This is a genomic window from Streptomyces sp. NBC_00249 (assembly GCF_026342355.1).
Lineage (GTDB): Bacteria > Actinomycetota > Actinomycetes > Streptomycetales > Streptomycetaceae > Streptomyces.
Window position 1 is genome coordinate 1,883,914 of sequence record NZ_JAPEMV010000001.1, and the last position, 26,249, is coordinate 1,910,162.

The 26,249-nt window shown below is 72.3% G+C and carries 19 protein-coding genes and 1 riboswitch; of the genes, 7 read left to right on the plus strand and 12 right to left on the minus strand.

Annotated features, from left to right (window positions below):
- Positions 1-180 precede the first annotated feature (180 nt).
- Positions 181-462, plus strand: a complete 282-nt coding sequence (locus OOK31_RS08310; RefSeq protein ID WP_215022735.1) for an HPr family phosphocarrier protein — start codon at positions 181-183, stop codon at positions 460-462.
- 272 nt (positions 463-734) lie between these two features.
- Here OOK31_RS08310 and OOK31_RS08315 read toward each other — a convergent pair whose 3' ends face one another.
- The 4 genes from OOK31_RS08315 to OOK31_RS08330 form a co-directional block, all read right to left on the minus strand.
- A complete protein-coding gene (locus OOK31_RS08315) occupies positions 735-1,400 on the minus strand; it encodes a GntR family transcriptional regulator (RefSeq protein ID WP_267011690.1) in 666 nt (221 codons plus the stop codon).
- Positions 1,401-1,584: 184 nt separating this feature from the next.
- Positions 1,585-2,394, minus strand: a complete 810-nt coding sequence (locus OOK31_RS08320) for a M23 family metallopeptidase (RefSeq protein WP_267011691.1) — start codon at positions 2,392-2,394, stop codon at positions 1,585-1,587.
- 12 nt (positions 2,395-2,406) lie between these two features.
- A riboswitch (cyclic di-AMP (ydaO/yuaA leader) is annotated at positions 2,407-2,566 on the minus strand.
- A 344-nt stretch (positions 2,567-2,910) separates the two neighbouring features.
- Positions 2,911-4,278 carry a pitrilysin family protein gene (locus OOK31_RS08325; RefSeq protein ID WP_267011869.1) on the minus strand — a complete coding sequence of 456 codons (1,368 nt, stop codon included), beginning with the start codon at positions 4,276-4,278 and terminating at the stop codon, positions 2,911-2,913.
- A gap of 20 nt (positions 4,279-4,298) precedes the next feature.
- On the minus strand, positions 4,299-5,663 hold the full coding sequence (locus OOK31_RS08330) for a pitrilysin family protein (RefSeq protein ID WP_267011692.1): 1,365 nt from the start codon (positions 5,661-5,663) through the stop codon (positions 4,299-4,301).
- A 238-nt stretch (positions 5,664-5,901) separates the two neighbouring features.
- Here OOK31_RS08330 and OOK31_RS08335 point away from each other — a divergent pair, with 238 nt between their 5' ends.
- Both OOK31_RS08335 and OOK31_RS08340 read left to right on the plus strand, forming a co-directional pair.
- Complete coding sequence (locus OOK31_RS08335) at positions 5,902-8,358, plus strand: DNA topoisomerase (ATP-hydrolyzing) subunit A (protein WP_267011693.1); 2,457 nt, start codon at positions 5,902-5,904, stop codon at positions 8,356-8,358.
- A 97-nt stretch (positions 8,359-8,455) separates the two neighbouring features.
- Positions 8,456-10,576, plus strand: coding sequence for a restriction endonuclease (locus OOK31_RS08340; protein ID WP_267011694.1), 2,121 nt, complete (start codon positions 8,456-8,458; stop codon positions 10,574-10,576).
- Between the two features lie 22 nt (positions 10,577-10,598).
- Here OOK31_RS08340 and OOK31_RS08345 read toward each other — a convergent pair whose 3' ends face one another.
- Positions 10,599-11,711 (minus strand): GTP-binding protein, encoded by a 1,113-nt coding sequence (locus OOK31_RS08345; RefSeq protein WP_267011695.1) that lies wholly within the window; start codon positions 11,709-11,711, stop codon positions 10,599-10,601.
- Between the two features lie 14 nt (positions 11,712-11,725).
- On the minus strand, positions 11,726-12,877 hold the full coding sequence (locus OOK31_RS08350; protein ID WP_267011696.1) for a citrate synthase/methylcitrate synthase: 1,152 nt from the start codon (positions 12,875-12,877) through the stop codon (positions 11,726-11,728).
- Positions 12,878-12,947: 70 nt separating this feature from the next.
- Here OOK31_RS08350 and OOK31_RS08355 point away from each other — a divergent pair, with 70 nt between their 5' ends.
- From OOK31_RS08355 to OOK31_RS08365, 3 genes are all read left to right on the plus strand, one after another.
- A complete protein-coding gene (locus OOK31_RS08355) occupies positions 12,948-14,204 on the plus strand; it encodes a citrate synthase (protein WP_267011697.1) in 1,257 nt (418 codons plus the stop codon).
- A 474-nt stretch (positions 14,205-14,678) separates the two neighbouring features.
- On the plus strand, positions 14,679-16,295 hold the full coding sequence (locus tag OOK31_RS08360) for a sensor histidine kinase (protein ID WP_267011698.1): 1,617 nt from the start codon (positions 14,679-14,681) through the stop codon (positions 16,293-16,295).
- Entirely contained in the window at positions 16,292-16,990 is a 699-nt protein-coding gene (locus OOK31_RS08365) for a response regulator (RefSeq protein ID WP_267011699.1), read from the plus strand. Before OOK31_RS08360 ends, OOK31_RS08365 begins: the two co-directional genes overlap by 4 nt.
- An 18-nt stretch (positions 16,991-17,008) precedes the next feature.
- On the opposite strand, the gene OOK31_RS08370 is transcribed toward OOK31_RS08365, so the two are convergent.
- The 3 genes from OOK31_RS08370 to OOK31_RS08380 all read right to left on the minus strand — a co-directional run bounded on the left by OOK31_RS08370 (position 17,009) and on the right by OOK31_RS08380 (position 21,369).
- The gene (locus OOK31_RS08370; RefSeq protein WP_267011700.1) at positions 17,009-18,601 is read right to left on the minus strand and encodes a cation acetate symporter; all 1,593 of its coding nucleotides are present in this window, start codon (positions 18,599-18,601) and stop codon (positions 17,009-17,011) included.
- The gene (locus tag OOK31_RS08375) at positions 18,598-19,083 is read right to left on the minus strand and encodes a DUF485 domain-containing protein (RefSeq protein ID WP_267011701.1); all 486 of its coding nucleotides are present in this window, start codon (positions 19,081-19,083) and stop codon (positions 18,598-18,600) included. Before OOK31_RS08375 ends, OOK31_RS08370 begins: the two co-directional genes overlap by 4 nt.
- A 165-nt stretch (positions 19,084-19,248) precedes the next feature.
- Complete coding sequence (locus OOK31_RS08380) at positions 19,249-21,369, minus strand: type IIA DNA topoisomerase subunit B (protein ID WP_267011702.1); 2,121 nt, start codon at positions 21,367-21,369, stop codon at positions 19,249-19,251.
- 447 nt (positions 21,370-21,816) lie between these two features.
- Here OOK31_RS08380 and OOK31_RS08385 point away from each other — a divergent pair, with 447 nt between their 5' ends.
- On the plus strand, positions 21,817-22,053 hold the full coding sequence (locus OOK31_RS08385) for a hypothetical protein (RefSeq protein WP_215019552.1): 237 nt from the start codon (positions 21,817-21,819) through the stop codon (positions 22,051-22,053).
- Between the two features lie 197 nt (positions 22,054-22,250).
- Here the strand turns inward: OOK31_RS08385 and OOK31_RS08390 are convergent, their stop codons facing one another.
- From OOK31_RS08390 to OOK31_RS08400, 3 genes are all read right to left on the minus strand, one after another.
- Positions 22,251-23,105: a serine protease gene (locus tag OOK31_RS08390; RefSeq protein WP_267011703.1), complete on the minus strand. Its 855-nt coding sequence runs from the start codon at positions 23,103-23,105 to the stop codon at positions 22,251-22,253.
- Positions 23,106-23,236: 131 nt separating this feature from the next.
- Entirely contained in the window at positions 23,237-24,811 is a 1,575-nt protein-coding gene (locus OOK31_RS08395; RefSeq protein ID WP_267011704.1) for an RNA polymerase sigma factor, read from the minus strand.
- Between the two features lie 359 nt (positions 24,812-25,170).
- Positions 25,171-26,112 (minus strand): FadR/GntR family transcriptional regulator, encoded by a 942-nt coding sequence (locus OOK31_RS08400; protein WP_323188189.1) that lies wholly within the window; start codon positions 26,110-26,112, stop codon positions 25,171-25,173.
- Between the last annotated feature and the right edge of the window lie 137 nt (positions 26,113-26,249).

The window sequence follows — 26,249 nt, forward strand, 5'->3', positions numbered from 1 at the left end:
CGGCGGGGCACGGCGGGCGGGCCGGGGGCCGCGCGCGCGGCGAATGCGGCAGCAGGGGGCAAACCAGTGCAAGCTGGGGAGGGTCGAACGGCGCTGGATTCGGGCCGAAGGCCGGTCCGAACAGTCCGGGCGTCGTGAGAGACTGGTCTAGACAACCGTAAGAACCTGAAGGGCATCACCATGGCAGAGCGCCGCGTCAACGTCGGCTGGGCCGAGGGCCTGCACGCTCGTCCCGCCTCGATCTTCGTCCGCGCGACGACCGCTTCCGGCGTCCCGGTGACCATCGCGAAGGCGGGCGGCGACCCCGTCAACGCCGCTTCGATGCTGGCGGTCCTGGGCCTGGGCGCCCAGGGCGGCGAGGAGATCGTCCTGACCTCCGAGGCCGAGGGCGCGGAGGCCGCGCTCGACCGCCTCGCGAAGCTGGTCGCCGAGGGCCTCGAGGAGCTCCCGGAGACGGTCTGACCCTTCGGGTCCGGTGACGGAGCCGCAGCCCCCGCCACGAGCGGGGACTGCGGCTCCACTGCTTTCGGCTCCACCGCCTTTGACTCCACCGCTTTCCGGCCGGGCCCGGCCGGCGGCCGGAATTCGACTGGAATAACTGCGGGCGAATTTACGCGGCAGCGGGCAGGACCGCGCGCACGGGGAATTCCGGAATTCGGCGCAGCGGAAAAATGGCAGGCGCCCGCGCGGGACGCGGCGCCGCGCGAATGTCCGTCCTTTGTATACGGGGCGTGTTAATGCGGACCGCTCGCCATGTTTACGGCACGTTGCGAAGTCCTCACCCGCGGCCGGTGCGCCTCGGCCGCGGTCGCCGTGTGCAGGGCGGTCAGGGACCGGGCCCGCTCGGCGTCGCCGCGCGCCACCGCGTCCACGATCGCCCCGTGCTCCGCCCAGGAGTCCACGGGCCGGGCCGGCGCCTCCACCACGTACATCCAGGCGATCTTGTGCCGGGTCTGCGTCAGCAGGGAGATCAGCCCCGGGCTGCCGGAGGCCTGCGCGAGGGTCTCGTGGAACCAGCTCCCCAGGGCCCTCAGATCCTCCCCCTGCGCCCTCCTGGCCCTTTCCTGGCCCAGCCTGACCAGCCCGCGCAGCACCTTCAGGTGGCCCTCGGTACGGCGCCGGGCGGCCCGGGAGGCGGCCAGCGGCTCCAGCAGCATCCGCAGCTCCAGGAGGTCGGCGGCCTCCTGCTCGGTCGGCTCGGCCACGCAGGCGCCCGCGTGCCGCCGGGTGGTGACGAAGCCCTCGGACTCCAGGGTGCGCAGCGCTTCCCTGACGGGGACCCGCGAGACCCCGTAGCGGCGGGCGAGCACCTCCTCGGTGAGCCGGCCGCCCGGCCCGAAGAACCCGGAGACGATGTCGTCGCGGATCGCTGTGCATACCGCGTGCGCAGGAATACGCAAGGCCGGACCTCCGCTGGAATTCGACTGCCGGCGCCGTCGCCGGGATCGTGACCGTACTGCGACTCTATTGCAGCACACGATTATTTCCGATGAGGGACGGAAATTCGCAAAATTCAGCGGGCGGCGCGGACGCGGAAGGCCCCGGCTCGGAAGCCGGGGCCTTCTGCGTGAAGTGCGGTGCGGGTCAGATGCTGACGCCGTGGCTGCGCAGGTACGCCGCCGGGTCGATGTCCGAGCCGTACTGGGCGCCGGTGCGGGCCTCGAAGTGCAGGTGCGGGCCGCTGGAGTTGCCGGTGGAGCCCGACAGGCCGATCTGCTGGCCCGGGGTGACCGTCTCGCCGGCGGAGACGCTCAGCGAGTCCATGTGCCCGTACTGGGTGTAGGTGCCGTCGTTGTGGCGGATGACGACGTTGTTGCCGTACGCGCCGCCCCAGCCGGCCTCGACGACGGTGCCCGCGCCGACGGCGTGGACCGTGGTGCCGGAGGCCGCGTGGAAGTCGACGCCCGTGTGGCTGCCGGAGGACCACATGCCGCCGCCCGCACCGTAGCTGGTGCTGATGTACGAGCCGGTGATCGGGGAGACGAAGGTGTTGAGGCGCTTGCGCTGCTCCTCGCGGGCGGCGCGCTCGGCGGCCTCACGCTCGGCCTTGGCCTTGGCCTCGGCGGCCTCGGCGGTGCGCTTGGCCTCGGCGGCCCGCTGCTTGGCCTCGTTCTCGGCCTGCACCTGGGCGGCGACGGCCTCGGCGGCGCGCTGCTGGGACTCGGCCTGGACCTCGATGTCGTCCTGGAGGCCGTCCGCGACGACGATCGTGTTCTGACCGGTGTCCTCGACGGAGGGGGCGGAGTTGTCCGCGGCGAAGGCCGGGGCCGCCAGAGTGGCGACCACACCCGTGGTGGCGAGGGCGGCTATACCGGCGTAGCCGGCGGTCTTGCGGCTCAGACGGCTGGAGCCGCGGTGCTTGCCGGACCCGGCGGTAGGACTGCCAAACGCCATGAAGGGGGTGATCCTTTCCTTCCCTCTCGCCTACCGGGTTAGCTGACGGGTTCGGAGCAGGAAGGTCTCCTACGGGCCTCCTCTTGCGAGGCGGTCCGATTCACCCCAGGGACTGATGTGGGTCCCCGGCTCCCCAGGCTCGCGCCTGACGGGGACTCGGCGATCGCTGCCCGGTGCCGCGGGTGCGGCGGGTACAACTGACGGACAGCACGGCCGACGCTAGGCGGATCATCCGTCGATCACCAAACAGACGCGCCCTTTTGTTACCTACGCCACACCCCACAACAGCAACCACGTTGCCAAACGGACAAAAGGGCTCCGGTGGCGGATCCACCGAAGCCCCTTGCCGCGCACGCCGATCGGGTCGGCCAGAACCCGGTCGAGTCGCGACCGGATCCAGGCCGCATACCGACCGGATGCGGATCGAGAACCGACCGGATCGCGGTCGGTCCCCGCTCAGTTCCCGCCCGGCTCACGCCGGTTCGGTCCGGTTCGGGCCGGTTCAGCCCTCACCGCTCAGTTGGTGACGACCGTGACGTCACCGATCCCGAGCGCCCGTACGGGCTCCTCGATCTGCGCCGCGTCGCCCACCAGGACGGTGACCAGCCGGTCCACCGGGAAGGCGTTCACGACCGCCGAAGTGGCCTCCGCCGTACCGGTTTCGGCCAGCCGCGCGTACAGCCGGGCCTGGTAGTCGTCCGGGAGCTCCTGCTCGACCTGGTCGGCGAGGGTGCCCGCGACCGAGGCCGCCGTCTCGAACTTCAGCGGGGCCACGCCCACCAAGTTCTGCACCGCCACGTCCCGTTCGGCGTCGGTCAGGCCGCCCTCGGCGAGGGTGCGCAGCACCTGCCACAGGTCCGCCAGCGCCGGGCCGGTGTTCGGGGTGTCCACCGAGCCGCTGATGGCGAGCATCGAGGCGCCCTTGCCGTCCGCGGTGGAGCGCAGCACCTGGCCGAAGGCGCGCACGCCGTACGTGTACCCCTTCTCCTCGCGCAGCACCTTGTCCAGGCGGGAGGTGAGGGTGCCGCCGAGGCAGTACGTGCCGAGCACCTGCGGGGCCCAGACGATGTCGTGGCGGTCCGGGCCGATCCGGCCGATGAGCAGCTGGGTCTGCACCGCGCCCGGCCGGTCCACGATGACCACGCGGCCCGTGTCGTCGGCCGTCACCGGCGGGACCGGGAGGGGCTCGGCGGTGTTGCCCGTCCAGGTCCCCAGGGTGTCCGCCAGCACGGCGTCCAGGTCGATGCCGGTGAGGTCGCCGACCACCACCGCGGTGGCGGTGGCGGGGCGTACGTGGGCCTCGTAGAAGGCGCGTACGGCCGCGGAGTCGATCCGCGCGACCGTCTCCTCGGTGCCCTGGCGCGGGCGGGACATGCGCAGGCCGGCCGGGAAGAGCTCCTTGGAGAGCTGCTTCGCGGCGCGGCGCTGCGGGTTGGCCAGCTCGTGCGGGATCTCGTCGAGCCGGTTGCGCACCAGGCGGTCGACCTCGCTGTCGGCGAAGGCCGGCGCGCGCAGTGCCTCGGCGAGCAGCCCGAGCGCCTTGTGCAGGCGGGAGGCCGGGACCTCCAGGGAGACCCGCAGGCCCGGGTGGTCGGCGTGCGCGTCGAGGGTCGCGCCGCAGCGCTCCAGCTCGGCCGCGAACTCCTCGGCGGAGTGCTTGTCGGTGCCCTCCGACAGGGCGCGGGCCATGATGGTGGCCAGGCCGTCGAGGCCCTCGGGTTCGGCGTCCAGCGGCGCCGCGAGGTTGACCTCGACGGCGACGACCTGCTGGCCGGGGCGGTGGCAGCGCAGCAGGGTCAGGCCGTTGGGGAGGGTGCCGCGCTCGGGGGCCGGGAAGGCCCACGGCTGGGGCTCGCCGGCCTCGGGGCGCGGGTGGAAGGTCATCGTGACGGCTGCGGTGTCGCTCACTGCTCCGCCCCCTCGTTCTCGTCGTTCTCGTCGTCCTGGTCGTCCTGGTCGTTCTCGGCGGCACCGGGCAGCGGCTCGTAGACGAGCACCGCGCGGTTGTCGGGGCGCAGTCGGGCCGCGGCCACGGCCTGCACCTCCTCGGCGGTGATGTCCAGGACGCGCTGGACGGCGGTCAGCGCCAGCTGCGGGTCGCCGAACAGCACCGCGAAGCGGCACAGTTCGTCGGCGCGGCCGGCCACCGTGCTCAGCCGGTCCAGCCACTCCCGCTCCAGCTGCGCCTGGGCGCGCTCCATCTCCTCGGCCGTGGGGCCCTCGGCGGCGAACCGCGCGAGCTCCTCGTCCACGGCGGCCTCGATGGCGGGCACCTCGACGCCGCTGGAGGTCTTGACGTCCAGCCAGCCCAGCGAGGGCGCTCCGGCCAGGCGCAGCATGCCGAAGCCGGCCGCGACGGCGCTCTGGTCGCGGCGTACGAGGCGGTTGTGCAGGCGGGAGGACTCGCCGCCGCCCAGCACGGTCAGGGCCACGTCGGCGGCGTCGCACTCGCGGGTGCCGTCGTGCGGGAGGCGGTAGGCGGCCATCAGCGCGCGCGCCGGGACCTCCTCGACGATCTCCTCGCGCAGCTGCCCGCCCATGACCTCGGGGAGCGAGCCGTCGCGCGGCGGCTGCTTGCCGTCGTGCGCCGGGATGGTGCCGAAGTACTTCTCGACCCAGGCGAGCGTCCGCTCGGGGTCGATGTCGCCGACGACCGACAGCACCGCGTTGTTGGGCGCGTAGTACGTACGGAAGAAGTTCCGCGCGTCCTCCAGGGAGGCGGCGTCCAGGTCGGCCATGGAGCCGATCGGGGTGTGGTGGTACGGGTGGCCCTCGGGGTACGCCAGGGCGGTCAGCTTCTCGAACGCCGTGCCGTACGGGACGTTGTCGTAGCGCTGGCGGCGCTCGTTCTTGACGACGTCGCGCTGGTTCTCCATGGACTCCTCGTCCAGGGCGGCCAGCAGCGAGCCCATGCGGTCCGCCTCCAGCCACAGGGCGAGTTCCAGCTGGTGGGCCGGCATCGTCTCGAAGTAGTTGGTGCGCTCGAAGCTGGTGGTGCCGTTGAGGGAACCGCCGGCCCCCTGGACGAGCTCGAAGTGGCCGTTGCCCGGTACGCTCGCCGAGCCCTGGAACATCAGGTGCTCGAAGAGGTGAGCCAGACCGGTCCGCCCCTTGACTTCGTGGCGCGAGCCGACGTCGTACCAGAGGCAGACGGCGGCGACCGGAGTGAGGTGGTCCTCGGACAGCACCACGCGCAGGCCGTTGGCCAGCCGGTGCTCGGTCGCTGTCAGGCCGCCGGAGCCGGCCTGAGCTGTGGCCGTGTGACCCATGGGCATGTGGTCCCTTCGATCGCGATGCAGAGATTTCTGTCAGACCTGCCACTGTATGCAAGCGCGCCGGTCACCGTAGAAGTTCCCGGGTCCCGCCCCGGACTCCGTCCGGGGGGACCCCCCGGGGTCGGAGTCGGCGTTGTCGGTGCCGCGGGCCACAATGGTCCGCGTCGCCCCCCTTCGGACACCCCGGTCCGAGCCCGTACACACCGATTCTTGGTTAAGGAGCCGCGCAGCGATGGCCCGCCGCAGCACGAAGACCCCGCCGCCGGAGGATTTCGAGGAGAAGATCCTCGACATCGACGTCGTCGACGAAATGCAGGGCTCCTTCCTCGAGTACGCGTACTCGGTGATCTACTCCCGTGCCCTGCCCGACGCCCGGGACGGCATGAAGCCCGTCCACCGGCGCATCGTCTACCAGATGAACGAGATGGGCCTGCGCCCCGACCGCGGGTACGTGAAGTGCGCCCGCGTCGTCGGCGAGGTCATGGGCAAGCTGCACCCGCACGGTGACGCGTCCATCTACGACGCCCTCGTCCGCATGGCGCAGCCCTTCTCGATGCGGCTGCCGCTGGTCGACGGCCACGGCAACTTCGGCTCGCTCGGCAACGACGACCCGCCGGCCGCGATGCGTTACACCGAGTGCAAGATGGCCGACGCCACCTCGCTGATGACGGAGTCGATCGACGAGGACACCGTCGACTTCACCGCCAACTACGACGGCCAGGAGCGCGAACCGGTCGCCCTGCCCGCCGCGTACCCGAACCTCCTCGTCAACGGCGCCTCCGGGATCGCCGTCGGCATGGCCACGAACATGGCCCCGCACAACCTGGGCGAGGTCATCGCGGCCGCCCGCCACCTGATCCGCTACCCGGAGGCCGACCTGGAGGCGCTGATGCGCTTCGTGCCGGGTCCGGACCTGCCGACCGGCGGACGGATCGTGGGCCTGTCCGGGATCAAGGACGCCTACGAGAACGGTCGAGGCACCTTCAAGATCCGCGCGACCGTGGCCGTGGAGGACGTGACGCCGCGCCGCAAGGGTCTGGTCGTCACCGAACTGCCCTTCACGGTCGGCCCCGAGAAGGTCATCGCGAAGATCAAGGACCTGGTCGGCTCGAAGAAGCTCCAGGGCATCGCCGACGTCAAGGACCTCACCGACCGCTCGCACGGCCTGCGCCTGGTCATCGAGATCAAGAACGGCTTCCACCCGGAGGCCGTCCTGGAGCAGCTCTACAAGCTGACGCCGATGGAGGAGTCCTTCGGCATCAACAACGTGGCGCTGGTCGACGGGCAGCCGCTGACGCTGGGCCTCAAGGAGCTGCTGGAGGTCTACCTGGACCACCGCTTCGAGGTCGTGCGCCGCCGCAGCGAGTTCCGCCGGGGCAAGCGGCGCGACCGGCTGCACCTCGTCGAGGGCCTGCTCGTGGCCCTGGTCGACATCGACGAGGTCATCCGGATCATCCGGGACAGCGACAACTCCGCCCAGGCGAAGGAGCGCCTGATGGAGCGCTTCTCGCTGAGCGAGATCCAGACCCAGTACATCCTGGACACCCCGCTGCGCCGCCTCACCCGCTTCGACCGGATCGAGCTGGAGAGCGAGCGCGACCGGCTGACCGGCGAGATCGACGAGCTGACCGGCATCCTCGACTCGGACAGCGAGCTGCGCAAGCTGGTCTCCTCGGAACTGGCGGCGGTCGCGAAGAAGTTCGCCAACCCGCGCCGGACGGTGCTGCTGGAGTCGGCGGGCACGGCCGTCTCGGCCGTTCCGCTGGAGGTCGCGGACGACCCCTGCCGGGTGCTGCTGTCCTCCACCGGCCTGCTGGCCCGCACGGCGAACGCCGAGCCGCTGCCGGAGGACGAGGGCTCCGCCCGCGCGAAGCACGACGTGATCGTCTCGCAGGTGGCCGCGACCGCCCGCGCCGACGTCGGCGTGGTGACCTCGTACGGCCGTCTGCTGCGGCTCGCGGTGATCGACCTGCCGCAGCTGCCGGACACCCATGCCGCGCCGAACCTGGCGGGCGGGGCCCCGGTCGCGGAGTTCGTCTCCGGGCTGGAGGCCGACGAGACGGTGATCTGCCTGACCACCCTCGACGAGTCCTCGCAGGGCCTGGCCCTGGGCACCGAGCAGGGCGTGGTCAAGCGGGTCGTGCCGGACTACCCGGCGAACAAGGACGAGCTGGAGGTCATCACCCTCAAGGAGGGCGACCGGATCGTCGGCGCGGTCGAACTGCGCACGGGCGAGGAGGACCTGGTCTTCATCACCGACGACGCCCAGCTGCTGCGCTACCCGGCGGGCCAGGTCCGCCCCCAGGGCCGTCCGGCGGGCGGCATGGCGGGCATCAAGCTCGCCGAGAACGCCAAGGTGATCCACTTCTCGGCCGTGGACCCGGCCCGGGACGCCGTGGTGTTCAGCGTGGCGGGCTCGCACGGGACGCTCGACGACTCGGTGCGCTCCGGGAAGGTGACCCCCTTCGACCAGTACCCGCGCAAGGGGCGGGCCACCGGCGGCGTGCGCTGCCAGCGCTTCCTGAAGGGCGAGGACGTGCTCGTGCTGGCCTGGGCCGGGAACGCCCCGGTCCGCGCGGCCACCGCGAACGGCTCCCCGGCCGCGCTGCCGGCCGTGGACCCGCGCCGCGACGGCTCGGGCACCGCGCTGCCGGCGGCCGTCGAGTCGCTGGCGGGGGGCGCGCTGTAGGGCGCAAGGGTGCGCGGTCCTCCCTTCCGGCGGCCGCGCACCCCTCGCCCCGACTACTGTTTTCCCGGTACACGCGGGTGGGGGGAGAGCAGAGCTGATGAGCCGTCGGTCGAGCGGGTTGATCGGGGTCTGGGCCGAGGCCCAGCGACAGCAGCAGCGGGCGCAGCTGATCCAGCAGCGCGAGGCGGAGCGCAGGCAGCGGGCCTGGGAACGGGACGTGGCCCGGGGCCAGCGGGAACAGCAGGCCGCCTACCGCCAGCACCGCGAGGCGGAGGCGCGGCGGCGCACCGAGGGACTCGACGCGCAGGTGGCGGCCCTCCAGGGGCTGTTGGCCGCGGGCTGCCGGGCGCCGGCGTTCCGGATGGCCTCCCTGGTGCGGGCCGAGCATCTCGAACCCTTCGAGCCGGGCAGCCTCGCGCACCCGGTGGCCATGCCGCAGCTGGCGCAGTTCCAGCAGCAGAGCAGCGGCTGGACCCTGGGTCCGGGCCGCCGGGCGCAGGCGGAGCGGGAGGCCCACGACCGGTACACGCAGGCCTGGCAGGCCGCGCACGCCGCCGAGCAGGAGCGGCTGCGGCAGCTGGCGGCGTACCGGCAGCAGTACGACCGGTGGGCGGCGGACCGGCTCGCCGAGATCCGCGGCCACAACAGCGGCCTGACCGAGCTGGCCGACGCGCTGCGCGCGGGCGATCCCGAAGCCGCCGTGGAGTACTTCTCGGCTGCCCTGTACGCCTCCACGGCCTGGCCCGAGGAGCTGCCCCGCCAGGTGTCGGCGGCGTACGACCCGGCGGCGCGGCAGCTGGTGCTGGACTGGGAGCTGGCCCGGTTCGAGGTCGTGCCGGAGGCGAAGTCGGTGCGGTACCAGCCGAGTACCGACCAGGACAAGGAGACGGCCCGGCCCGCCACCCAGCGCCGGGCCCTGTACCGGGACCTGCTCGCCCAGTGCGCGCTGCTGGTGCTGCGCGAGCTGTACGCGGCGGACGAGTTCGGCGCGCTGGACTCGGTGGTGGTCAACGGCTTCGTGGACGACCACGATCCGGTGACGGGCCAGGAGGCCCGGATCGTACTGGCCACCGTGCAGGCCCCGCGGACCGCCTTCGCCGGGCTGCGGCTGGAGCAGGTGAGCGCGGTGGACTGCCTGGTCGACGGCCTGCGGGGGCAGTTGTCGGCGCGGCCCGAGCAGCTGACGGCCGTACGGGCCGGGCGCAGGCCCGCCGAGGTCGGCGGTGCGGGGGCCGTGGTGAGCCACGGCGGCCACGCGGGCGGCGGCGAGGACGAGCCCGACCTCTTCGAGATGGACCCGATCGCCTTCGAGAACCTGGTCGCCGAGCTGTTCCGGGCTATGGGCATGGAGGCGGTGACCACGCAGCGGTCCGGTGACGGCGGCGTGGACGTCGAGGCGCTGGACCCGGCCCCGATCCGGGGCGGGCGGATCGTGGTGCAGGTCAAGCGGTACCGCAACACCGTCCCGCCGACGGCGGTACGGGACCTGTACGGCACGGTCCAGGACGCGGGGGCGAACAAGGGGGTGCTGGTCACCACCTCGTCCTTCGGACCGGGGTCGTACACCTTTGCCAACGGCAAGCCGCTGGAGTTGGTTCCCGGGGTGGAACTGGTGGAGCTGCTGCGCCGGTACGGGCTCCGCGGCCGCCTGGGCGGCGGCCCTTCGGCGGCGGCCCCTGTCACCCTGCCCGCGCAGCGGACGGCCGAGCCCGCTCTGCCCGCCGCGCCGGCGGCCGACCACAACGTGCTGGGCATGTCCTGGTCCGGTGCGGTCGCCCTGGACGTGTGCGCGCTGGTCTGCGAGGGCGGCCGGGTCCTGAGCGAGGACCACTTCGTCTTCTTCAACAACCCGCGGACCCCCGACGGTTCGGTCCGCTCCCGCCCCCACGCGGCGCCCGACAAGGCAGCCGTCGAGGTCGGCTTCGACGCGCTGCCGCAGCGCGCCGACCGGCTGGTGCTGGTCGCCGCGATCGATCCGGAGGTCAATCCGGACGCCGACCTGGCGGGCTTCACCGACGCGCGGATCCGGCTGCTGGGCGCGGGCGGCGAGGAGATCGACCGGCTGGAGGTCTCCGACGGCCGGGCGGGCGAGACGGCCCTCGTCCTGGGCTCGTTCCGGCGCCGCCCGAACGGCGACTGGAAGTTCGTCATCGGCGGCAAGGGCTACCGGGGCGGCCTGGAGGACCTGCTGCGCGAGTACGGCGTCGAGGTGGCCTGAGCCGCCCGTCGCGTCGGGCCGGTCAGGAGGCGTCGGCGGTGTCGGCGTCGTCCTCCCGCGCGGGTTCGTGCCGGGGGACGTACCGCAGGACTCCCCACATGCTCTCGGGGGGCGTGTCCTCGGGTGCCGCCTCCCGGCAGGCCTCCAGCTCGCGCAGCAGGCCCGGCCCGTCCGTGCCGGAGCCGATCAGGACCAGCTGGGTGCGGCGGGGTTCGCCCCGCTCCCAGGGGCCGGGGGTGAAGCGCAGGGAGCGGCCGACCGCGTGGACCTCGTACCGCTCCTGGTGGCCGGGCACCCCGAACCAGACGAAGCCCTTGATCCGGTAGAGGCCGGCCGGGCGGCGGTCGAGGAAGTCCATGAGGCGGCGCGGGGAGAGGGCCTGGCCGGAGGCGAACTCGACGCTCTCGTACAGCGCGTGCGCGTGCGAGCCGTGCTCGTGGTCGTCCTCGTCCTCCTGCTGGCGGCCTTCGGCGAGCAGGTCCTCGAAGGAGAGCTGGCCGCGGGTCTCGGTCCAGGGGCGGCGGTCGAAGAGGAGTTCCGGGTCGATCCGCCCGTGCTCGGCGCCGACCAGCGGGATGCCCGGGGCGCAGAGCGCGGCGAGTTCACCCTCGATCCGGGAACGTTCGGCGGCGTCCACCCGGTCGGTCTTGTTGAGCACCACCAGGTCGGCCACGGCGAGGTGGCGGTCGGTCTCGGGGTGCAGGGCGCGGGTCGCGTCGAACTCCGCCGCGTCCACGACCTGTACGAGGCCGCCGTAGCGGATCGCGGGGTTCTCGTTGGCCACCAGCATCCGGACCATCTCCTGCGGTTCGGCGAGCCCGCTGGCCTCGATGACGATCACGTCGATCCGGTGGACGGGCGCGGAGAGCTTCTCCAGGTACGCGTCCAGCTCGCTGCCGTCGACCGCGCAGCACAGGCAGCCCCCGCCGAGGGAGACCATCGAGTCGCCGACCTGGCCCGCCACCGACATCGCGTCGATCTCGATCGACCCGAAGTCGTTGACGACGACCCCGATGCGGGTGCCCGCCCGGTGGGTGAGGAGGTGGTTGAGCACGGTGGTCTTGCCCGATCCGAGGAATCCGGCGAGGACGACGACGGGGATGGGGACGGGCGGGGTGGGCTGCCTGCTGTTCACCCGGTCGATCGTAGTCAGCCCAGCGGGGGAACGGGCCGGGGCGGGGTCGGGCCCGTGTAGCGCGCGGCCGGACGGATGATCTTCGAGTCGGCGGCCTGTTCGAGGATGTTCGCGCTCCAGCCCACGACGCGGGCGGCGCAGAAGGTCGGGGTGAACATCTCGCGCGGCAGCCCGCACAGCTCCATGACCACGCCCGCGTAGAACTCCACGTTGGTGTGCAGCTCACGGCCCGGCTTCAGCTCGGCGAGGATCTCCTCGACCTGCCGTTCCACCTCCACGGCGAGGTCCACGAGCGGTCCGCCGAAGCCGAGGGCGATCTCCTTCAGCATCCGCGAGCGCGGGTCCTCGGTGCGGTAGACGGGGTGCCCGAAGCCCATGATCCGGTCTCCGGCGAGCACCCGTTCCCGGATCCACGGCCCGATGCGCTCGGCCGTGCCGATGGCGTCCAGGGTGTCCAGGGCCCGGCTGGGGGCCCCGCCGTGGAGCGGTCCGGAGAGCGCACCGATCGCCCCGGTCAGGCAGGCGGCGACGTCGGCGCCGGTGGAGGCGATCACGCGGGCGGTGAAGGTGGAGGCGTTGAACCCGTGGTCGACGGTGGAGATCAGGTACCGCTCGACGGCGCGGGCCTTGACGGGGTCGGGCTCGGTGCCGGTCAGCATCCACAGGTAGTTGGCGGCGTACGGGAGGTCGTCGCGCGGTTCCACCGGCTCCAGGCCCTGCCCCAGCCGGTGCAGGGCGGTGAGCAGGGTCGGTACGGCGGCGCAGGCGGCGAGCGCGTCGGCGGCGCGGCGTTCGGGCGTGAGGTCGTACACCGGGCGGAAGCCGGCCGAGGCCCCGAGCAGGGAGAGCGCGGTGCGCAGCCCGGCGAGGGGTCCGGAGAGGGCGGTGGCGCGGGCGAGGGCGGGCAGGGCGCTCCGCACCTCGGCGGGCAGGTGGCGCAGCGGGGCGGTCTCGGCGGCGAAGGCGGCCCGCCGGCCGGCGTCCGCGGGGAGTTCGCCGCGGAACATCAGGTGCCAGACGTCCTCGAAGGAGCGGGCTGCGGCGAGCTCGACGGCCGAGTACTGGCGGTAGTGGTAGAAGCCCTCGCGGCCCCGGACGTCACCGAGCTGGGTGTCGGTGACCACGACTCCCGCGAGACCGCGGGGTACATCGACGGTGGTGTTCATGGATCGACCATCCATGCTTGACTCAATCCTTGTCAATGTTGATTTCATCAATACATATACCCTGCCCATCATGACCGACCACGCTGCCGAACCCCCCTCGTCCGACGCCCGGCGGCTCAGCACCCAGGAGGCCGCGCACCTCCTCGGGGTGAAACCGGCCACCGTGTACGCGTACGTCAGCCGGGGCCAGCTCACCAGCCGCCGGGACCCTGTCGGCCGGGGCAGCAGCTTCGACGCGCGCGAGGTGGAGGCGCTGGCCCGGCGCAGCCGGCGCGAGGCCGCCGTCCCCGCCGGGGAGCTTGCCGTCCGCACCTCGCTCACCCTCATCGAGTCCGACCGGTACTACTTCCGGGGCGTGGACGCGGTGGAACTGGCCACGAACCGCACCTACGAGGAGGTCGCCGAGTGGCTCTGGGCGGGGACCCTCCCCCGCGGTGTCCGCTTCACCGCTCCCCCGGAGGCCCTCGCCGCCGCCCGGCGGGCCGTGGCCGCGCTGCCCGAGCACAGCGGGCCGATCGACCGGCTGCGGGTCGTGGTCGCGGCCGCGGCGGTGGTGGACCCGCTGCGCTTCGACCTGTCCGAGGAAGCGGTACTGGGCTCCGCGCGCAGCCTGATCCCCACCCTGGTCGGCGCCCTGCCCGAGGTCACCCCGGCGGTCCCTGCGGACTCCCTGGCCGACGAACGCCTCGCCCGGGAGCTCTGGCCCCGGCTCACCGCTCACGCACCGGACCGGGCGGCCCTGGACGGGCTGGACCTGGCACTGGCCCTGCTGGTCGACCACGACCTGGCCGCCTCCACCCTGGCCGTCCGGGTGGCGGCCTCGGCGCGGGCCCATCCGTACGCGGCGGTCTCGGCCGGACTCGGCGCGCTCGAAGGCCCCCTGCACGGGGCGGCCGGGCGGCTCGCGCACCGGATGCTGGCGGAGGTCCTGGAGCGGGGCGGCGCCGCGCCGGTGGTCGCGGAGTACCTGCGCGCGGGGCGGCGGGTCCCGGGGCTCGGCCACCGCCTGTACCAGGGCGAGGACCCGAGGGCCCGGGCGCTGTTCGGCCACCTGGAAACCCTCCCCCGGGCCGCCCCGGCGCTGGGCGCGGCGCGTGACGTGTCGGCGGTGATGGCACGGCACGGGCTGCACGCCAACGTGGACCTGGCGCTGGCGGTGCTGACCCTGTCCTGCGGGATGCCGGCGGAGGCCGGGGAGACCGTCTTCGCGGTGGCCCGCACGGCCGGCTGGATCGCCCACGCGCTGGAGGAATACCAGGAACGCCCCCTCCGCATGCGCCCGAGCGGCCACTACGAAGGCCCCCGCCCACCCCGCCCCCTGCCCTGACGCGCTGGGCACGATGCAGCCGGACCGTCTCTTCCAGACCTCGCCCGACCGGCACGGTCCGCAGCAGACGCCGACACCGCCCCCACCCGGACGCGCGGGCACGGGCGCCGACAACCACCCAGCCCACCCGCCCGCCCCGCCCGGGGCACCGCCGCGGCGGCCCCTCCTGACCTCCCCTCCCGGCCGCCCCTCCCGGGGCGCCGCCGCGGCAGCCCGGCACCCCGTGCGGGCACAGCGGTTCCGCTCCGCGCAGAACCCCTCCCACCCACCCGCACCCACCTCAGCCCCGCCGGCGCTTGAGGCGGGAACGGTGGAAGGGCGGGTAGGGGACCGGCCCCGCGCAGCGGCACCCACCCGCGGCCGACGACCGCACGCCGGCCACCCCGGCCACCGGCCACCGGGTGGGTCTTCTCATAGGCCGTCGCCGCCCACCACCGGTTCCCCAAAGCTCCGGGCCGACCTACGGTGCTAGTCATGCGGTTCCTCCCCACGGCCCTTCCACGCCTCGCGCTGCCCCGACGGGCCGTCTCGCAGATCCTGCTCACCCAGCTGGCCATCGCCGCCGGGGTCCTCGTGCTGGCCACGGGGCTCTTCCTGGCCCCCCTGAGCTCCCAGCTGGACGACCAGGCCATGCGCCGCGCACTCGCCATCGCCCAGAGCGCGGCGGCCGACCCCTCGCTGGCCACCGACGTCCTGCGGACGGGGCCGACGGCCGACACCCCCGTCCAGTCGGCGGCCGAGCGGATCCGCCGGGCGACCGGGGCCGAGTATGTGGTCGTCCTCGACCTGAACGGCATCCGCCGCTCCCACCCCAGCCCCGAGCGCGTCGGCCTGCCGGTCTCCACCGACCCGAGCGACGCCCTGGCCGGCCACGAGGTGATGGAGATCGACGAGGGCACCCTGGGCCGCTCCGCCCGCGGCAAGGTCCCCCTCGTCGCCCCCGACGGGGAGATCGTCGGGGCGGTGTCGGTCGGCATCGCCTACGACAGCGTCCGCGACCGGCTGCTGGGCGCCATCCCCAGCCTCCTCGCCTACGCGGGCGGCGCCCTCGCCGTCGGAGCGCTCGCCGCCTACCTGCTCTCCCGCCGGATCCAGCGGCAGACCCGCGACCTGGCCTTCTCCGATATCGCCGGCCTGCTCGCCGAGCGTGAGGCGATGCTCCACTCCATCCGCGAGGGCGTGATCGCCCTCGACCGGGACGACCGGGTCCGCCTGGTCAACGACGAGGCCGCCCGCCTGCTGGGCCTCGCCCCGGACGCGGCGGACACCCTCGCCGGACGTCCGCTGGACGAGGTGCTCGGCGCGGGCCGCACCAGCGACGTCCTGGCCGGCCGCGTCACCGGGCACGACCTGCTCACCGTCCAGGGCCCCCGGGTCCTGGTCGCCAACCGCATGCCCACCGCCGACGGCGGCGCCGTCGCCACCCTGCGCGACCGCACCGAGGTGGAGAGCCTGGGCCGCGAGCTCGACTCCACCAAGGGCCTGATCGACGCCCTGCGCGCGCAGGACCACGAGCACGCCAACCGCCTCCACACCGTCCTCGGCCTGCTCGAACTCGGGCTCCACGAGGAAGCCGTCGCCTTCGTGACCGAGGTGGCCGGCGTGCACCGCACCACGGCCGAGCAGGTCACCGAGAAGGTCCACGACCCCCTGCTGGCGGCGCTGCTGGTGGGCAAGGCCACCGTCGCGGCGGAGCGCGGCGTCCCCCTCCGCCTCGCCCCGGCGGCCCTGCTCCCCGACCGGCTCGTGGACCCGGGCGGCCTCGTCACCATCCTCGGCAACCTGGTGGACAACGCCCTGGACGCGGCGGCCGGCTCGGCCGCGCCCCTCGTCGAGGTGGACATCCGCGCGGAGGGACGCACGGCCGTCCTGACGGTGCGCGACAGCGGTCCCGGGATCCCCGCCGGACGCCGCGAGGAGATCTTCACCGAGGGCTGGTCGACCAAGCAGCCCAAGGCCCACCGCGAACGCGGGCTCGGCCTCGCCCTCGTACGCCGCCTCGCGGAGCGGCAGGGCGGCAGCGCCCGGGCCGGCGAGGCAGAGGACGGAGGGGCGGAGTTCTCCGTCGTACTCCCGGAGGCCCTGCGATGAACGAGACCCCGATGCACGTATTGGTCGTCGACGACGACATGCGTGTTGCCCTGATCAACGCGGCGTACGTGGCGAAGGTTCCCGGTTTCCAGGTCTGCGGCCAGGCCCATTCTGCGGCCGAGGCACTGGACTTCCTCACCTCCCGCCCGGTGGACCTGGTCCTCCTCGACCACTACCTCCCGGACGAGAACGGCCTCGACCTCGTCCGCCACATGCGCCGCCTCGGCCACCACAGCGATGTGATCATGGTCACGGCCGCCCGGGACCTGGCCACCGTCCAGGCCGCCATGCGGCTCGGCGCCCTCCAGTACCTGGTCAAGCCGTTCACCTTCGCCGGCCTGCGCGCCAAACTGGAGGCCTACGCCGCCCTGCGCCGCTCCCTCTCCGGCGGCGGCGAGGCCGAACAGGCCGAGGTCGACCGCATCTTCGGCGCCCTGGCCGCCGCGGGAACCCCCAACGAACTCCCCAAGGGGCACTCCCCGACCACCGCGGAACTGGTCCGCCAGGTCCTGCGCACCGCGGAGGGCCCCCTGTCCACCCAGCAGATCGCCGACCGGGCCGGGATCAGCCGTCAGACCGCCCAGCGCTACCTGAAGCTCCTGGACCGCGCCGGCCGCGTCACGCTCGCCCTGCGGTACGGCGAGACCGGCCGCCCGGAACACCGGTACGCCTGGCTCCCGTCGGCCGGCGCCTGAGCGGCGGGACCCGGCGGCTCACACCGCCCCGGCCCCGGTCAGGGAACGGACCTCCGTCTGCGCGTGCCTGCGCTCGTCGGGCTCCTCACCGGAGGTGACCGTGCCCAGCCAGCCCGCGAGGAAGCCCAGCGGGATCGAGACGATCCCCGGGTTCTGCAGCGGGAAGTACTGGAAGTCCACTCCGGGGAACAGCGATTCGGGACTCCCCGACACCACCGGCGACAGCACGACGAGCAGCACCGCCGGAACCAGCCCCCCGTACACGGACCAGACGGCCCCCCGTGTGGTGAACCCGCGCCAGAACAGCGAGTACAGCAGCACCGGCAGGTTCGCCGAGGCGGCGACCGCGAAGGCCAGCCCCACCAGGAAGGCCACGTTCAGGTCCTGGGCGAGCAGTCCGAGGGCGATCGCCACGGCCCCGATCCCGACGGCCGCGACCCGGGCCACCCCCACCTCGCTGCGCTGACGGGCGTGCCGGCGCTTGAGGGAGGCGTAGAGGTCGTGCGCGACGGAGGCCGAGGAGGCCAGGGTGATCCCGGCGACCACGGCGAGGATCGTCGCGAAGGCGATGGCGGCGACGAACGCGAACAGCACGGCGCCGCCGGTGGACCCGGCGCCCCCGCCGAGGTAGGCAGCCAGCAGCGGGACGGCCGTGTTCCCGGAGGCGTTGGAGGCCCGTACCTCGTCCGGCCCGAGCAGCGCGGCCGCCCCGAAGCCGAGCACGATGGTCATCAGGTAGAAGCCGCCGATCAGCGCGATCGCCCACACCACCGACCGGCGGGCCGCCCGCGCGGTGGGCACGGTGTAGAACCGCGACAGGATGTGCGGCAGCCCCGCCGTGCCCAGGACCAGCGCGAGGCCCAGGCTCATGAAGTCGACGCGGGCGGTCCAGTCCCCGCCGTACTTGAGCCCGGGGCTCAGGAAGCGGATGCCGTGCCCGCTGCGTTCGGCGGCCGCGCTGAGCAGGTGGTCGACGTTCCCGTGGAAGCGCAGCAGGACGAGCACCGTCAGCGTCACCGCGCCGCCCATCAGCAGGACGGCCTTGACGATCTGGATCCAGGTGGTGGCCCGCATCCCGCCGAAGGACACGTAGACCACCATCAGCGCGCCGACCCCGATCACGGTCAGGGTCCGGGCGGCGGGGCCCGAGTCCCCGAGGAGCAGTCCCACCAGGCTGCCTGCGCCGACCATCTGCGCGACCAGGTAGAGCACCGAGACCACGACGGAGGAGGTCCCGGCCGCGATCCGCACCGGCCGCTCGCTCATCCGGGCGGCGACGACGTCGGCGAGGGTGAAACGGCCGCAGTTGCGGACCAGTTCGGCGACGAGGAACAGCACGACGAGCCAGGCGACGAGGAAGCCGACGGAGTACAGCAGGCCGTCGTAGCCGAAGAGGGCGATCAGCCCGGAGATGCCCAGGAAGGAGGCGGCGGACATGTAGTCGCCGGCGATGGCGAAACCGTTCTCCATGGGGGAGAACAGCCGCCCGCCCGCGTAGAACTCCTCGGCCGAGCCGTGCCGGTTGCGGCTGACCCAGGTGGTGATGCCGAGGGTCACGGCGATGAAGACGCTGAACAGGATCAGCGCGAGGGTCTGGTGCTCGGTGCTCACCGGCCCTCCCCGCGGGTCCGGTTGCGCTCCTGGCCGCGCTCCTGCTCGAAGACCGTCCAGCGCAGGTCGAGCGCGGCCCGGTCGCGGCGCAGCCGCGCGTGCCGGGCGTACGCCCAGGTCAGCAGGAAGGTGCTGAGGAACTGCCCGAGACCCGCGAGGAGGGCCACGTTGACCGCTCCGGCCACGGGCCGGGCCATCAGCCCGGGCGCCGCGGTGGCCGCGATCACGTAGGCGACGTACCAGAGGAAGAAGCCGATGGTCGCGGGGACGACGAACCTTCGGTAGCGGGTGCGGACCTCCTGGAAGGCGGCACTGCGCTGCACTTCCAGGTAGATGTCGGACGCGCCGGGCGCGGTCCGCCCTTCGGGGGCCGGGCTCGGCGGGAGCGTTTCCCCGCCCTCGCCCCAGCCCACGGCCAGCGCGTCGTACCAGGGATCGTCCAGCCGGATCGTTCCGGCATCACGACCTTCGTGCTTGTCCACCGAACTCTCCTTGTCCGCTGCCGCATTGGCCGCGTGCCCACAAGGATGTGCTCAATGGTCGTTTTCCGGACTGGTGTCCCGGCGCTCTTCACTCCTTCAGGTGATGGAGAGAAGAGCGCCGGTGTGCCGTGCCGCCGGACCGTGTCCGCGCTCCGGCGGCCCGGATCAGGCGTCGATGCGCGAGCGGTCCAGGGTCGCCGCGGAACCGGTGATGAACTCCTTGCGCGGGGCCACCTCATTGCCCATGAGCAGGTCGAACACCTGCTCAGCCGAGTCCAGGTCGCCGATGTTGATCCGTCGCAGGGTACGGAACCGGGGGTCCATGGTGGTCTCCGCGAGCTGGTCGGCATCCATCTCGCCGAGGCCCTTGTACCGCTGGATGGCGTCCTTGTACCGGATGTTCTTCCGCTGGTACTCCAGGAGCGTCTGGCGCAGCTCGTTGTCCGAATACGTGTAGACGTACTTGTCCTGGCCCTTCTTGGGCTGGACGAGCTCGATCCGGTGCAGGGGCGGCACGGCCGCGAAGACCCGGCCGGCCTCGACCATCGGCCGCATGTACCGCTGGAAGAGCGTGAGCAGCAGGCAGCGGATGTGCGCGCCGTCCACGTCGGCGTCGACGAGCAGGACGATCTTCCCGTAGCGGGCGGCGTCGAGGTCGAAGGTCCGGCCCGAGCCGGCTCCTATGACCTGGATGATCGCTCCGCACTCGGCGTTCTTGAGCATGTCCGAGACCGAGGACTTCTGGACGTTGAGGATCTTGCCGCGGATGGGCAGGAGAGCCTGGAACTCCGAGTTCCGCGCGAGCTTGGCCGTACCGAGGGCCGAGTCGCCCTCGACGATGAAGAGCTCGCTGCGCTCCACGTCGTCGCTGCGACAGTCGGCCAGCTTCGCCGGGAGCGAGGAGGTCTCCAGGGCGGTCTTGCGGCGCTGGGCCTCCTTGTGCTGGCGGGCCGCGATGCGGGTCCGGGCGGCCGCGACGATCTTCTCCATCACGGCGCGGGCCTGCTGCTTGTCGTCGCGCTTGGTGGAGGTCAGGAAGGCCTTGAGCTCCTTGGCCACGACGGCGGCGACGATCCGGGTGGCCGCCGAGGTGCCGAGGACCTCCTTGGTCTGGCCCTCGAACTGCGGCTCGGCGAGGCGGACGGTGACGACGGCCGTCATGCCCTCCATCGCGTCGTCCTTGACCACGTCGTCCTCGGCCACGCGCAGCAGCTTGGCGGAGCGGAGCACCTCGTTCACCGTCTTGGCGACCGAGCGTTCGAAGCCGGAGACGTGGGTGCCGCCCTTGGGGGTGGCGATGATGTTCACGAAGGACTTGACGTTGGTCTCGTACCCCGTGCCCCAGCGCAGGGCGATGTCCACGCCGAGCTCGCGGGTGACCTCGGTGGGGGTCATGTGGCCGCGGTCGTCGAGGACCGGGACGGTCTCCTTGAAGGTTCCCGTGCCGGTCAGGCGCAGGACGTCGCAGACGGCCTTGTCCTGCGTGAGGTACTCGCAGAACTCGCTGATGCCCCCGTCGAAGCGGAAGGTCTCCTCGGTCTTGCCCGCGCCGTCGATGGCGCGCTCGTCGCGGACGACGATGGTCAGGCCCGGGACGAGGAAGGCGGTCTGGCGGGCGCGCTGGTAGAGCGTCTCCAGGCCGAGGCGGGCGTCCTTGAGGAAGATCTGGCGGTCGGCCCAGTAGCGGACCCGGGTGCCGGTCTTGCCCTTGGCGATCCGCTTGACCTTGCGCAGGCCGCCCGTCGGGTCGAAGGGGCTGTCGGCGCCCTGCTCGGTGAAGATCCCGGGGACGCCGCGGCGGAAGCTGATGGCGTGGGTCGAGCTGCCCCGGTCGACCTCGACGTCGAGGCGGGCCGACAGGGCGTTCACCACGGAGGCGCCGACGCCGTGCAGGCCGCCGGAGGCCGCGTAGGAGCCCCCGCCGAACTTGCCGCCGGCGTGCAGCTTGGTCATGACGACCTCGACCCCGGAGAGGCCGGTCTTGGGCTCGACGTCGACTGGGATGCCACGGCCGTTGTCGCGGACCTCGACCGAGGAGTCCTCGTGGAGGATCACCTCGATGTGGTCGCAGTAGCCGCCCAGGGCCTCGTCGACGGAATTGTCGATGATCTCCCAGAGGCAGTGCATCAGGCCCCGGCTGTCGGTGGAGCCGATATACATCCCGGGGCGCTTGCGGACGGCCTCGAGGCCTTCGAGGACGAGCAGGTGCCGCGCGGTGTAGTTGGAAGCGTCCCGGTCTGCTCCGGACAGCAGCGCGCTGGAAGGCACGGACGTGTCGGCGGTCACGCAGTTCGCTCCTCGCTGAATTTCTTTTCTGGCCCGGTCGGGCGCAGGGGTGGCTGGCTTGCCGGTCGAAGGGTACCGAGGCCTGGTAGAGCCGATGCAACGCCACCCTCGTGGGTTCCTCAGCCTAGTGCAGATCCGCACGGGTGTTCGATCCCCCGTGAGGGTGAAGCAAACATCACGTTCCCTTCCAGGCATGAACCATTTAGGGTTCGGGCACGTCCTCATGAACAACCGGCACTCACGCCGGGGAGGACGGGAACTGCTACAAGCGAACGACTGACAACGCGAAACCGTAAAGCAACGCAATACGGCTCCTTCGCCGCCAACCGGCAACAGCCGGCCAGCTTCGGAAGGAAGTTTCGAGGAAAAGCCGCGAGCGGGAACGTTTTCGGCCTGGTTGGATGTTGACCCTGGTACGACAGCTCGTCGAGCTAGAGAAGAGGCGACGTGACTACTGTTCTGACACCCGCGACCCCGCTGACGGCCGCTGACCGATGCGACCGTTGCGGCGCCCAGGCATATCTGCGCGTCGTCCTCCTGAGCGGTGGTGAACTGCTCTTCTGCGCCCACCACGGGCGCAAGTTCGAGCCGGAACTCAAGAAGATCGCCGCGGAAATACAGGATGAGACCGAGCGGCTCACGTCCGCTCCGGCCGCTAATGCTGCCGAACCCGAGGACCGCTGACACAAGGCCTACCCTCGCATCCGACGAGCAAGGACCGGCCAGGCCGGTCGACGGGCGGCATCTCTGAGACCCAGGGACGCTGCCCGTCCTCATATCCGAGGCGCTTCCCCCGCTCCAGGCACCACGTCCGGCCCCCAGGCATCCGTGCCGGGCCGTACGGGGCGCCTGGAGTCCCTCCGGGCACCCCGTACGTGCGCCTACACCCCGTCCGGCTGCGCGGCCGTCTCGCGGCCGCTCACGAAGTCGACCAGGGGAGCGATCCGGGTGTAGACGCCCGGACTGTCGGCGCGTCCGCAGCCGCGCCCCCACGACACCACCCCGATGAGCCTGCCCCGGGACACCAGCGGCCCTCCGCTGTCCCCCTGGCAGGCGTCCTTGCCGCCCGCCCGGTCTCCCGCGCACACCATGGACTCCGCGAGGTAGCGGCCGTCCGCGTTCCCCGGGTAGGCCCGCAGGCAGGCGTCGTCGTCCAGCACGGTGACCCGCGCAACCCGCAGCCCGTACGCGTAGTCCCCGAACCCGCTCGTGTCGCCCCAGCCGTACACGGCGGCGTCGGTGCCGGCCGCGTAGGCGAGGTCGCCCGCCCCGGCGATCGGCAGCACGTGCTCCGCCGGGACGGCCTCGGCCAGCTCCAGCACCGCGAGGTCACCCGCGTTGGTGCCCGGGTCGTAGGCGGGATTCACCCGGGCCGCCCGCACCGCGATCTCCCGGCCCTCCTCGGCGCGCAGCTCCGTACGCCCGGTGATCACGCGGAAGTCCGTGACGGATTCGACCGGGCCTCCGAGCACCTGGCGGCCGAGGCAGTGGGCCGCCGTCACCACCCTGGTCGGGGCCACGAGGACGCCGCCGCAGAACTGCCCGTCCCGGATACCCCCGAACCGGTCACGGCTGGCGAGGGCCACGACCCAGGGGCTGTCGGCCACCTGCACCGGCTTCCCACCTATCACCACGCTGTCCGCGGCGGCCCCGGGGGCTTGGAGCAGCGGCGCCGCGGCCGCTCCCGCCACCAGGGCCAGCGCGCCCGCCAGAGCACGGGCAAGGGAACGACGCATAAGGCCTCCTGACTCCGAGTGTCCAGTACTCCACCCAGAGTGGGATGCCCGGTGGCGGCGCGCACCCGCGCGGCCACCGGCGTACGCTCCCGCCGGCCGGTCCGGCGCCAGGGCCGGACCGCCGGTCCGGGTCAGTCCAGGTAGTCGCGCAGGACCTGGGAACGGGAGGGGTGGCGCAGCTTCGACATGGTCTTGGACTCGATCTGGCGGATGCGCTCACGGGTGACCCCGTAGACCTTGCCGATCTCGTCGAGCGTCTTGGGCTGGCCGTCGGTGAGGCCGAAGCGCATCGAGACCACGCCGGCCTCGCGCTCGCTGAGCGTGTCGAGGACCGAGTGCAGCTGCTCCTGGAGGAGCGTGAAGGACACCGCGTCGGCCGGGACGACCGCCTCGGAGTCCTCGATGAGGTCGCCGAACTCGCTGTCGCCGTCCTCGCCGAGCGGCGTGTGCAGGGAGATCGGCTCGCGGCCGTACTTCTGGACCTCGATGACCTTCTCGGGGGTCATGTCGAGTTCCTTGGCCAGCTCCTCCGGGGTGGGCTCGCGGCCCAGGTCCTGGAGCATCTGGCGCTGCACGCGGGCCAGCTTGTTGATCACTTCGACCATGTGCACCGGAATGCGGATGGTGCGCGCCTGGTCGGCCATGGCGCGGGTGATCGCCTGCCGGATCCACCACGTCGCGTACGTGGAGAACTTGTAGCCCTTGGTGTAGTCGAACTTCTCGACCGCGCGGATCAGACCCAGGTTGCCCTCCTGGATCAGGTCCAGGAAGAGCATGCCGCGGCCGGTGTAGCGCTTGGCCAGGGAGACCACGAGGCGGAGGTTGGCCTCCAGCAGGTGGTTCTTGGCACGGCGGCCGTCCTCGGCGATGATCTCCAGCTCGCGCTTGAGCTTGGGCGCGAGCTTGTCGGAGTTCGCCAGCTTGTCCTCGGCGAAGAGGCCCGCCTCGATGCGCTTGGCGAGTTCGACCTCCTGCTCGGCGTTGAGGAGGGGGACCTTGCCGATCTGCTTGAGGTAGTCCTTGACGGGGTCGGCGGTGGCGCCGGCCACGACGACCTGCTGGGCGGGGGCGTCGTCCTCGTCGTCGGAGATGACGAAGCCCTTGTTCTCCCCGCCCTCCTCTTCCTCGTCGGCCTCGGCCTTCGAGGCGTCGGGGCCCTCGCCGGGGGTCTCCGCCTCGCCGTCGTCGGTGTCCTTCTTGGCGGCGGTCTTCTTGGCCGCCGTCTTCTTCGCGGCTGTCTTCTTCGCGGGCGCGGCCTTCTTCGCCGCCGTCTTCCTGGCCGCCGTCTTCTTCGCGGCGGGCTCGGTTCCGGGCTGTTCGGCGAGGGCGTCGACGGGCTCGGGGTCCGTCCCCGGCTCGGTGACCGCGGTGACCTCGACCGGGGCCGGGGAGGCCGTCGTCCCAGCCGCGACGGTCCTGGTCGCCGTCCGCTTGGCGGGGCTCTTCGCCGCGACGCTCTTGCGGGGGGTGCGCTTGGGCGACTCCGCGGCACTGACCATCAGCGTCACACCCTCTTCCTCGAGGATCTGGTTGAGGCTGCGCAGAACATTCTTCCACTGGGTCGCAGGAATCTGGTCAGCCTCGAAGGCCCGACGCACGTCATCGCCGGCGATCTGCCCCTCGGCCTTGCCCCGCTCGATGAGCGCCATCACAGACTCGGAATCGGCGATCTCCGGCGGGAGCGTACGGGATGTGCTGGCCGACACGAACAACCTCTCGGAACGATGGAAACGGCTTCCGACCCCGGCGTGGTTCTGGACCGGAGCCGACGACACCGACTGGGGATGGGCCGGGGGCGCGGGCAGGGGCCGGGGAGCTGCACAGCACCCCCAAGGGCTGCTGTCTTCCCTCCGTCGGCCATCACCTCTTAGGTCATCGCGTGACGTCGCGGAGCGTTACGCCCAATCTTCGTGGCCCGAATCACATACGGGTCGCGCCCACGCCGGTCCTACGGTCCCGCGTACCCCTCCGGGGGCTTCGAACGGCCCCCGGACGCCGGTGTCGCCGGACCCGAAATCGGGCCCGGCGACCGGTGCTGCACCCCGCGCCCCCGCGCGTCGGGGCGTCAGTGCTCGCGCGGGGCGGGGACCACGCGCTCTACCTCCGGATGCACCGTCAGGAGCTGGCGCATGGCACTCTCCGCACCCACCGCGTCACCGGTGGCGAGGGCCTCGACCATCCGCGCGTGGTGCGCGACGCAGGCCTCGCTGGGGCGGTCGCAGGCGGTGATGGGGCTGCCGGAGACCTGGAGCGCGGAGGAGACGATGCCGGACAGGTGCTCCAGCATGCGGTTGCCGGCGACCTGGATGAGGAGGGCGTGGAACTCGTTGTCGGCGCGGGCGAAGGTGATCGCGTCGCCCTGCCCGAGGGCGTGGCCCATGATCTCGACCATGTCGGCGAGGCGCTGCTGGATGTCCGGGCGGCCGTGTCCGGCGGCGAGCCGGGCGGCCAGCGGCTCGATGGTCCAGCGGAGCTCGTTGAGCTCGCGGCGCTGGTCGTCGCGCTGGGGTCCGAAGGCGCGCCATTCGATGATGTCGGGGTCGAGCAGGTTCCAGTCGGCGACCGGGCGGACCCGGGTGCCGACGTTGGGGCGGGCGCTGACAAGGCCCTTGGCCTCCAGGACCCGCAGCGATTCGCGGACGACCGTACGGGAGACCTCGAAGCGCTGGCCGATCTCCTCAGGGACCAGGGGGCGGTCCGCGCCGAGGTCACCGGAAACGATCATCTGGCCGAGCTGCTGGACGAGTTGGCCGTGCAGTCCGCGGCCGCGGCTGCCGGCCGCGCGGCGGCCGACGCGACTCAACTCGACGTCGGCGCCGTCCCAGTGGGGCGGTCCGACCCGGTCGGACCCGGAGGCCTCCGGGTAGGGGTAGCGGTCGAGTTCGCCCGGGCCGGCGAGGCCGGTGTCGGCATGGCGGGCGGCGGTCATCATGGTGTGCGCAAGGGTACTCACGAATCCTTTGTCGGTCGTGCTTCCGCGACCCTTGAGGTCTTTGGTGAAAAGCACACGAAAGGGTGATCGGTGCCACCTACGCAATTGACGACTTATCGTAAAGAACCGGGCCTTTTGCGGGGAGTTGCGATCCGCTTCGCGTGATTTCACGTGATGTGGACTTCTCCGGTCCCGCCGATGTCGCCTCCTGC

Bases quoted from the DNA above. Each gene is read 5' to 3' on its own strand.
- OOK31_RS08310 (WP_215022735.1), top strand. From the start codon at position 181: ATGGCAGAGCGCCGCGTCAACGTCGGCTGGGCCGAGGGCCTGCACGCT.
- OOK31_RS08320 (WP_267011691.1), bottom strand. From the start codon at position 2,394: ATGGCGTTTGGCAGTCCTACCGCCGGGTCCGGCAAGCACCGCGGCTCC.
- OOK31_RS08325 (WP_267011869.1), bottom strand. From the start codon at position 4,278: ATGACCTTCCACCCGCGCCCCGAGGCCGGCGAGCCCCAGCCGTGGGCC.
- OOK31_RS08330 (WP_267011692.1), bottom strand. From the start codon at position 5,663: ATGGGTCACACGGCCACAGCTCAGGCCGGCTCCGGCGGCCTGACAGCG.
- OOK31_RS08335 (WP_267011693.1), top strand. From the start codon at position 5,902: ATGGCCCGCCGCAGCACGAAGACCCCGCCGCCGGAGGATTTCGAGGAG.
- OOK31_RS08340 (WP_267011694.1), top strand. From the start codon at position 8,456: ATGAGCCGTCGGTCGAGCGGGTTGATCGGGGTCTGGGCCGAGGCCCAG.
- OOK31_RS08350 (WP_267011696.1), bottom strand. From the start codon at position 12,877: ATGAACACCACCGTCGATGTACCCCGCGGTCTCGCGGGAGTCGTGGTC.
- OOK31_RS08355 (WP_267011697.1), top strand. From the start codon at position 12,948: ATGACCGACCACGCTGCCGAACCCCCCTCGTCCGACGCCCGGCGGCTC.
- OOK31_RS08360 (WP_267011698.1), top strand. From the start codon at position 14,679: ATGCGGTTCCTCCCCACGGCCCTTCCACGCCTCGCGCTGCCCCGACGG.
- OOK31_RS08365 (WP_267011699.1), top strand. From the start codon at position 16,292: ATGAACGAGACCCCGATGCACGTATTGGTCGTCGACGACGACATGCGT.
- OOK31_RS08390 (WP_267011703.1), bottom strand. From the start codon at position 23,105: ATGCGTCGTTCCCTTGCCCGTGCTCTGGCGGGCGCGCTGGCCCTGGTG.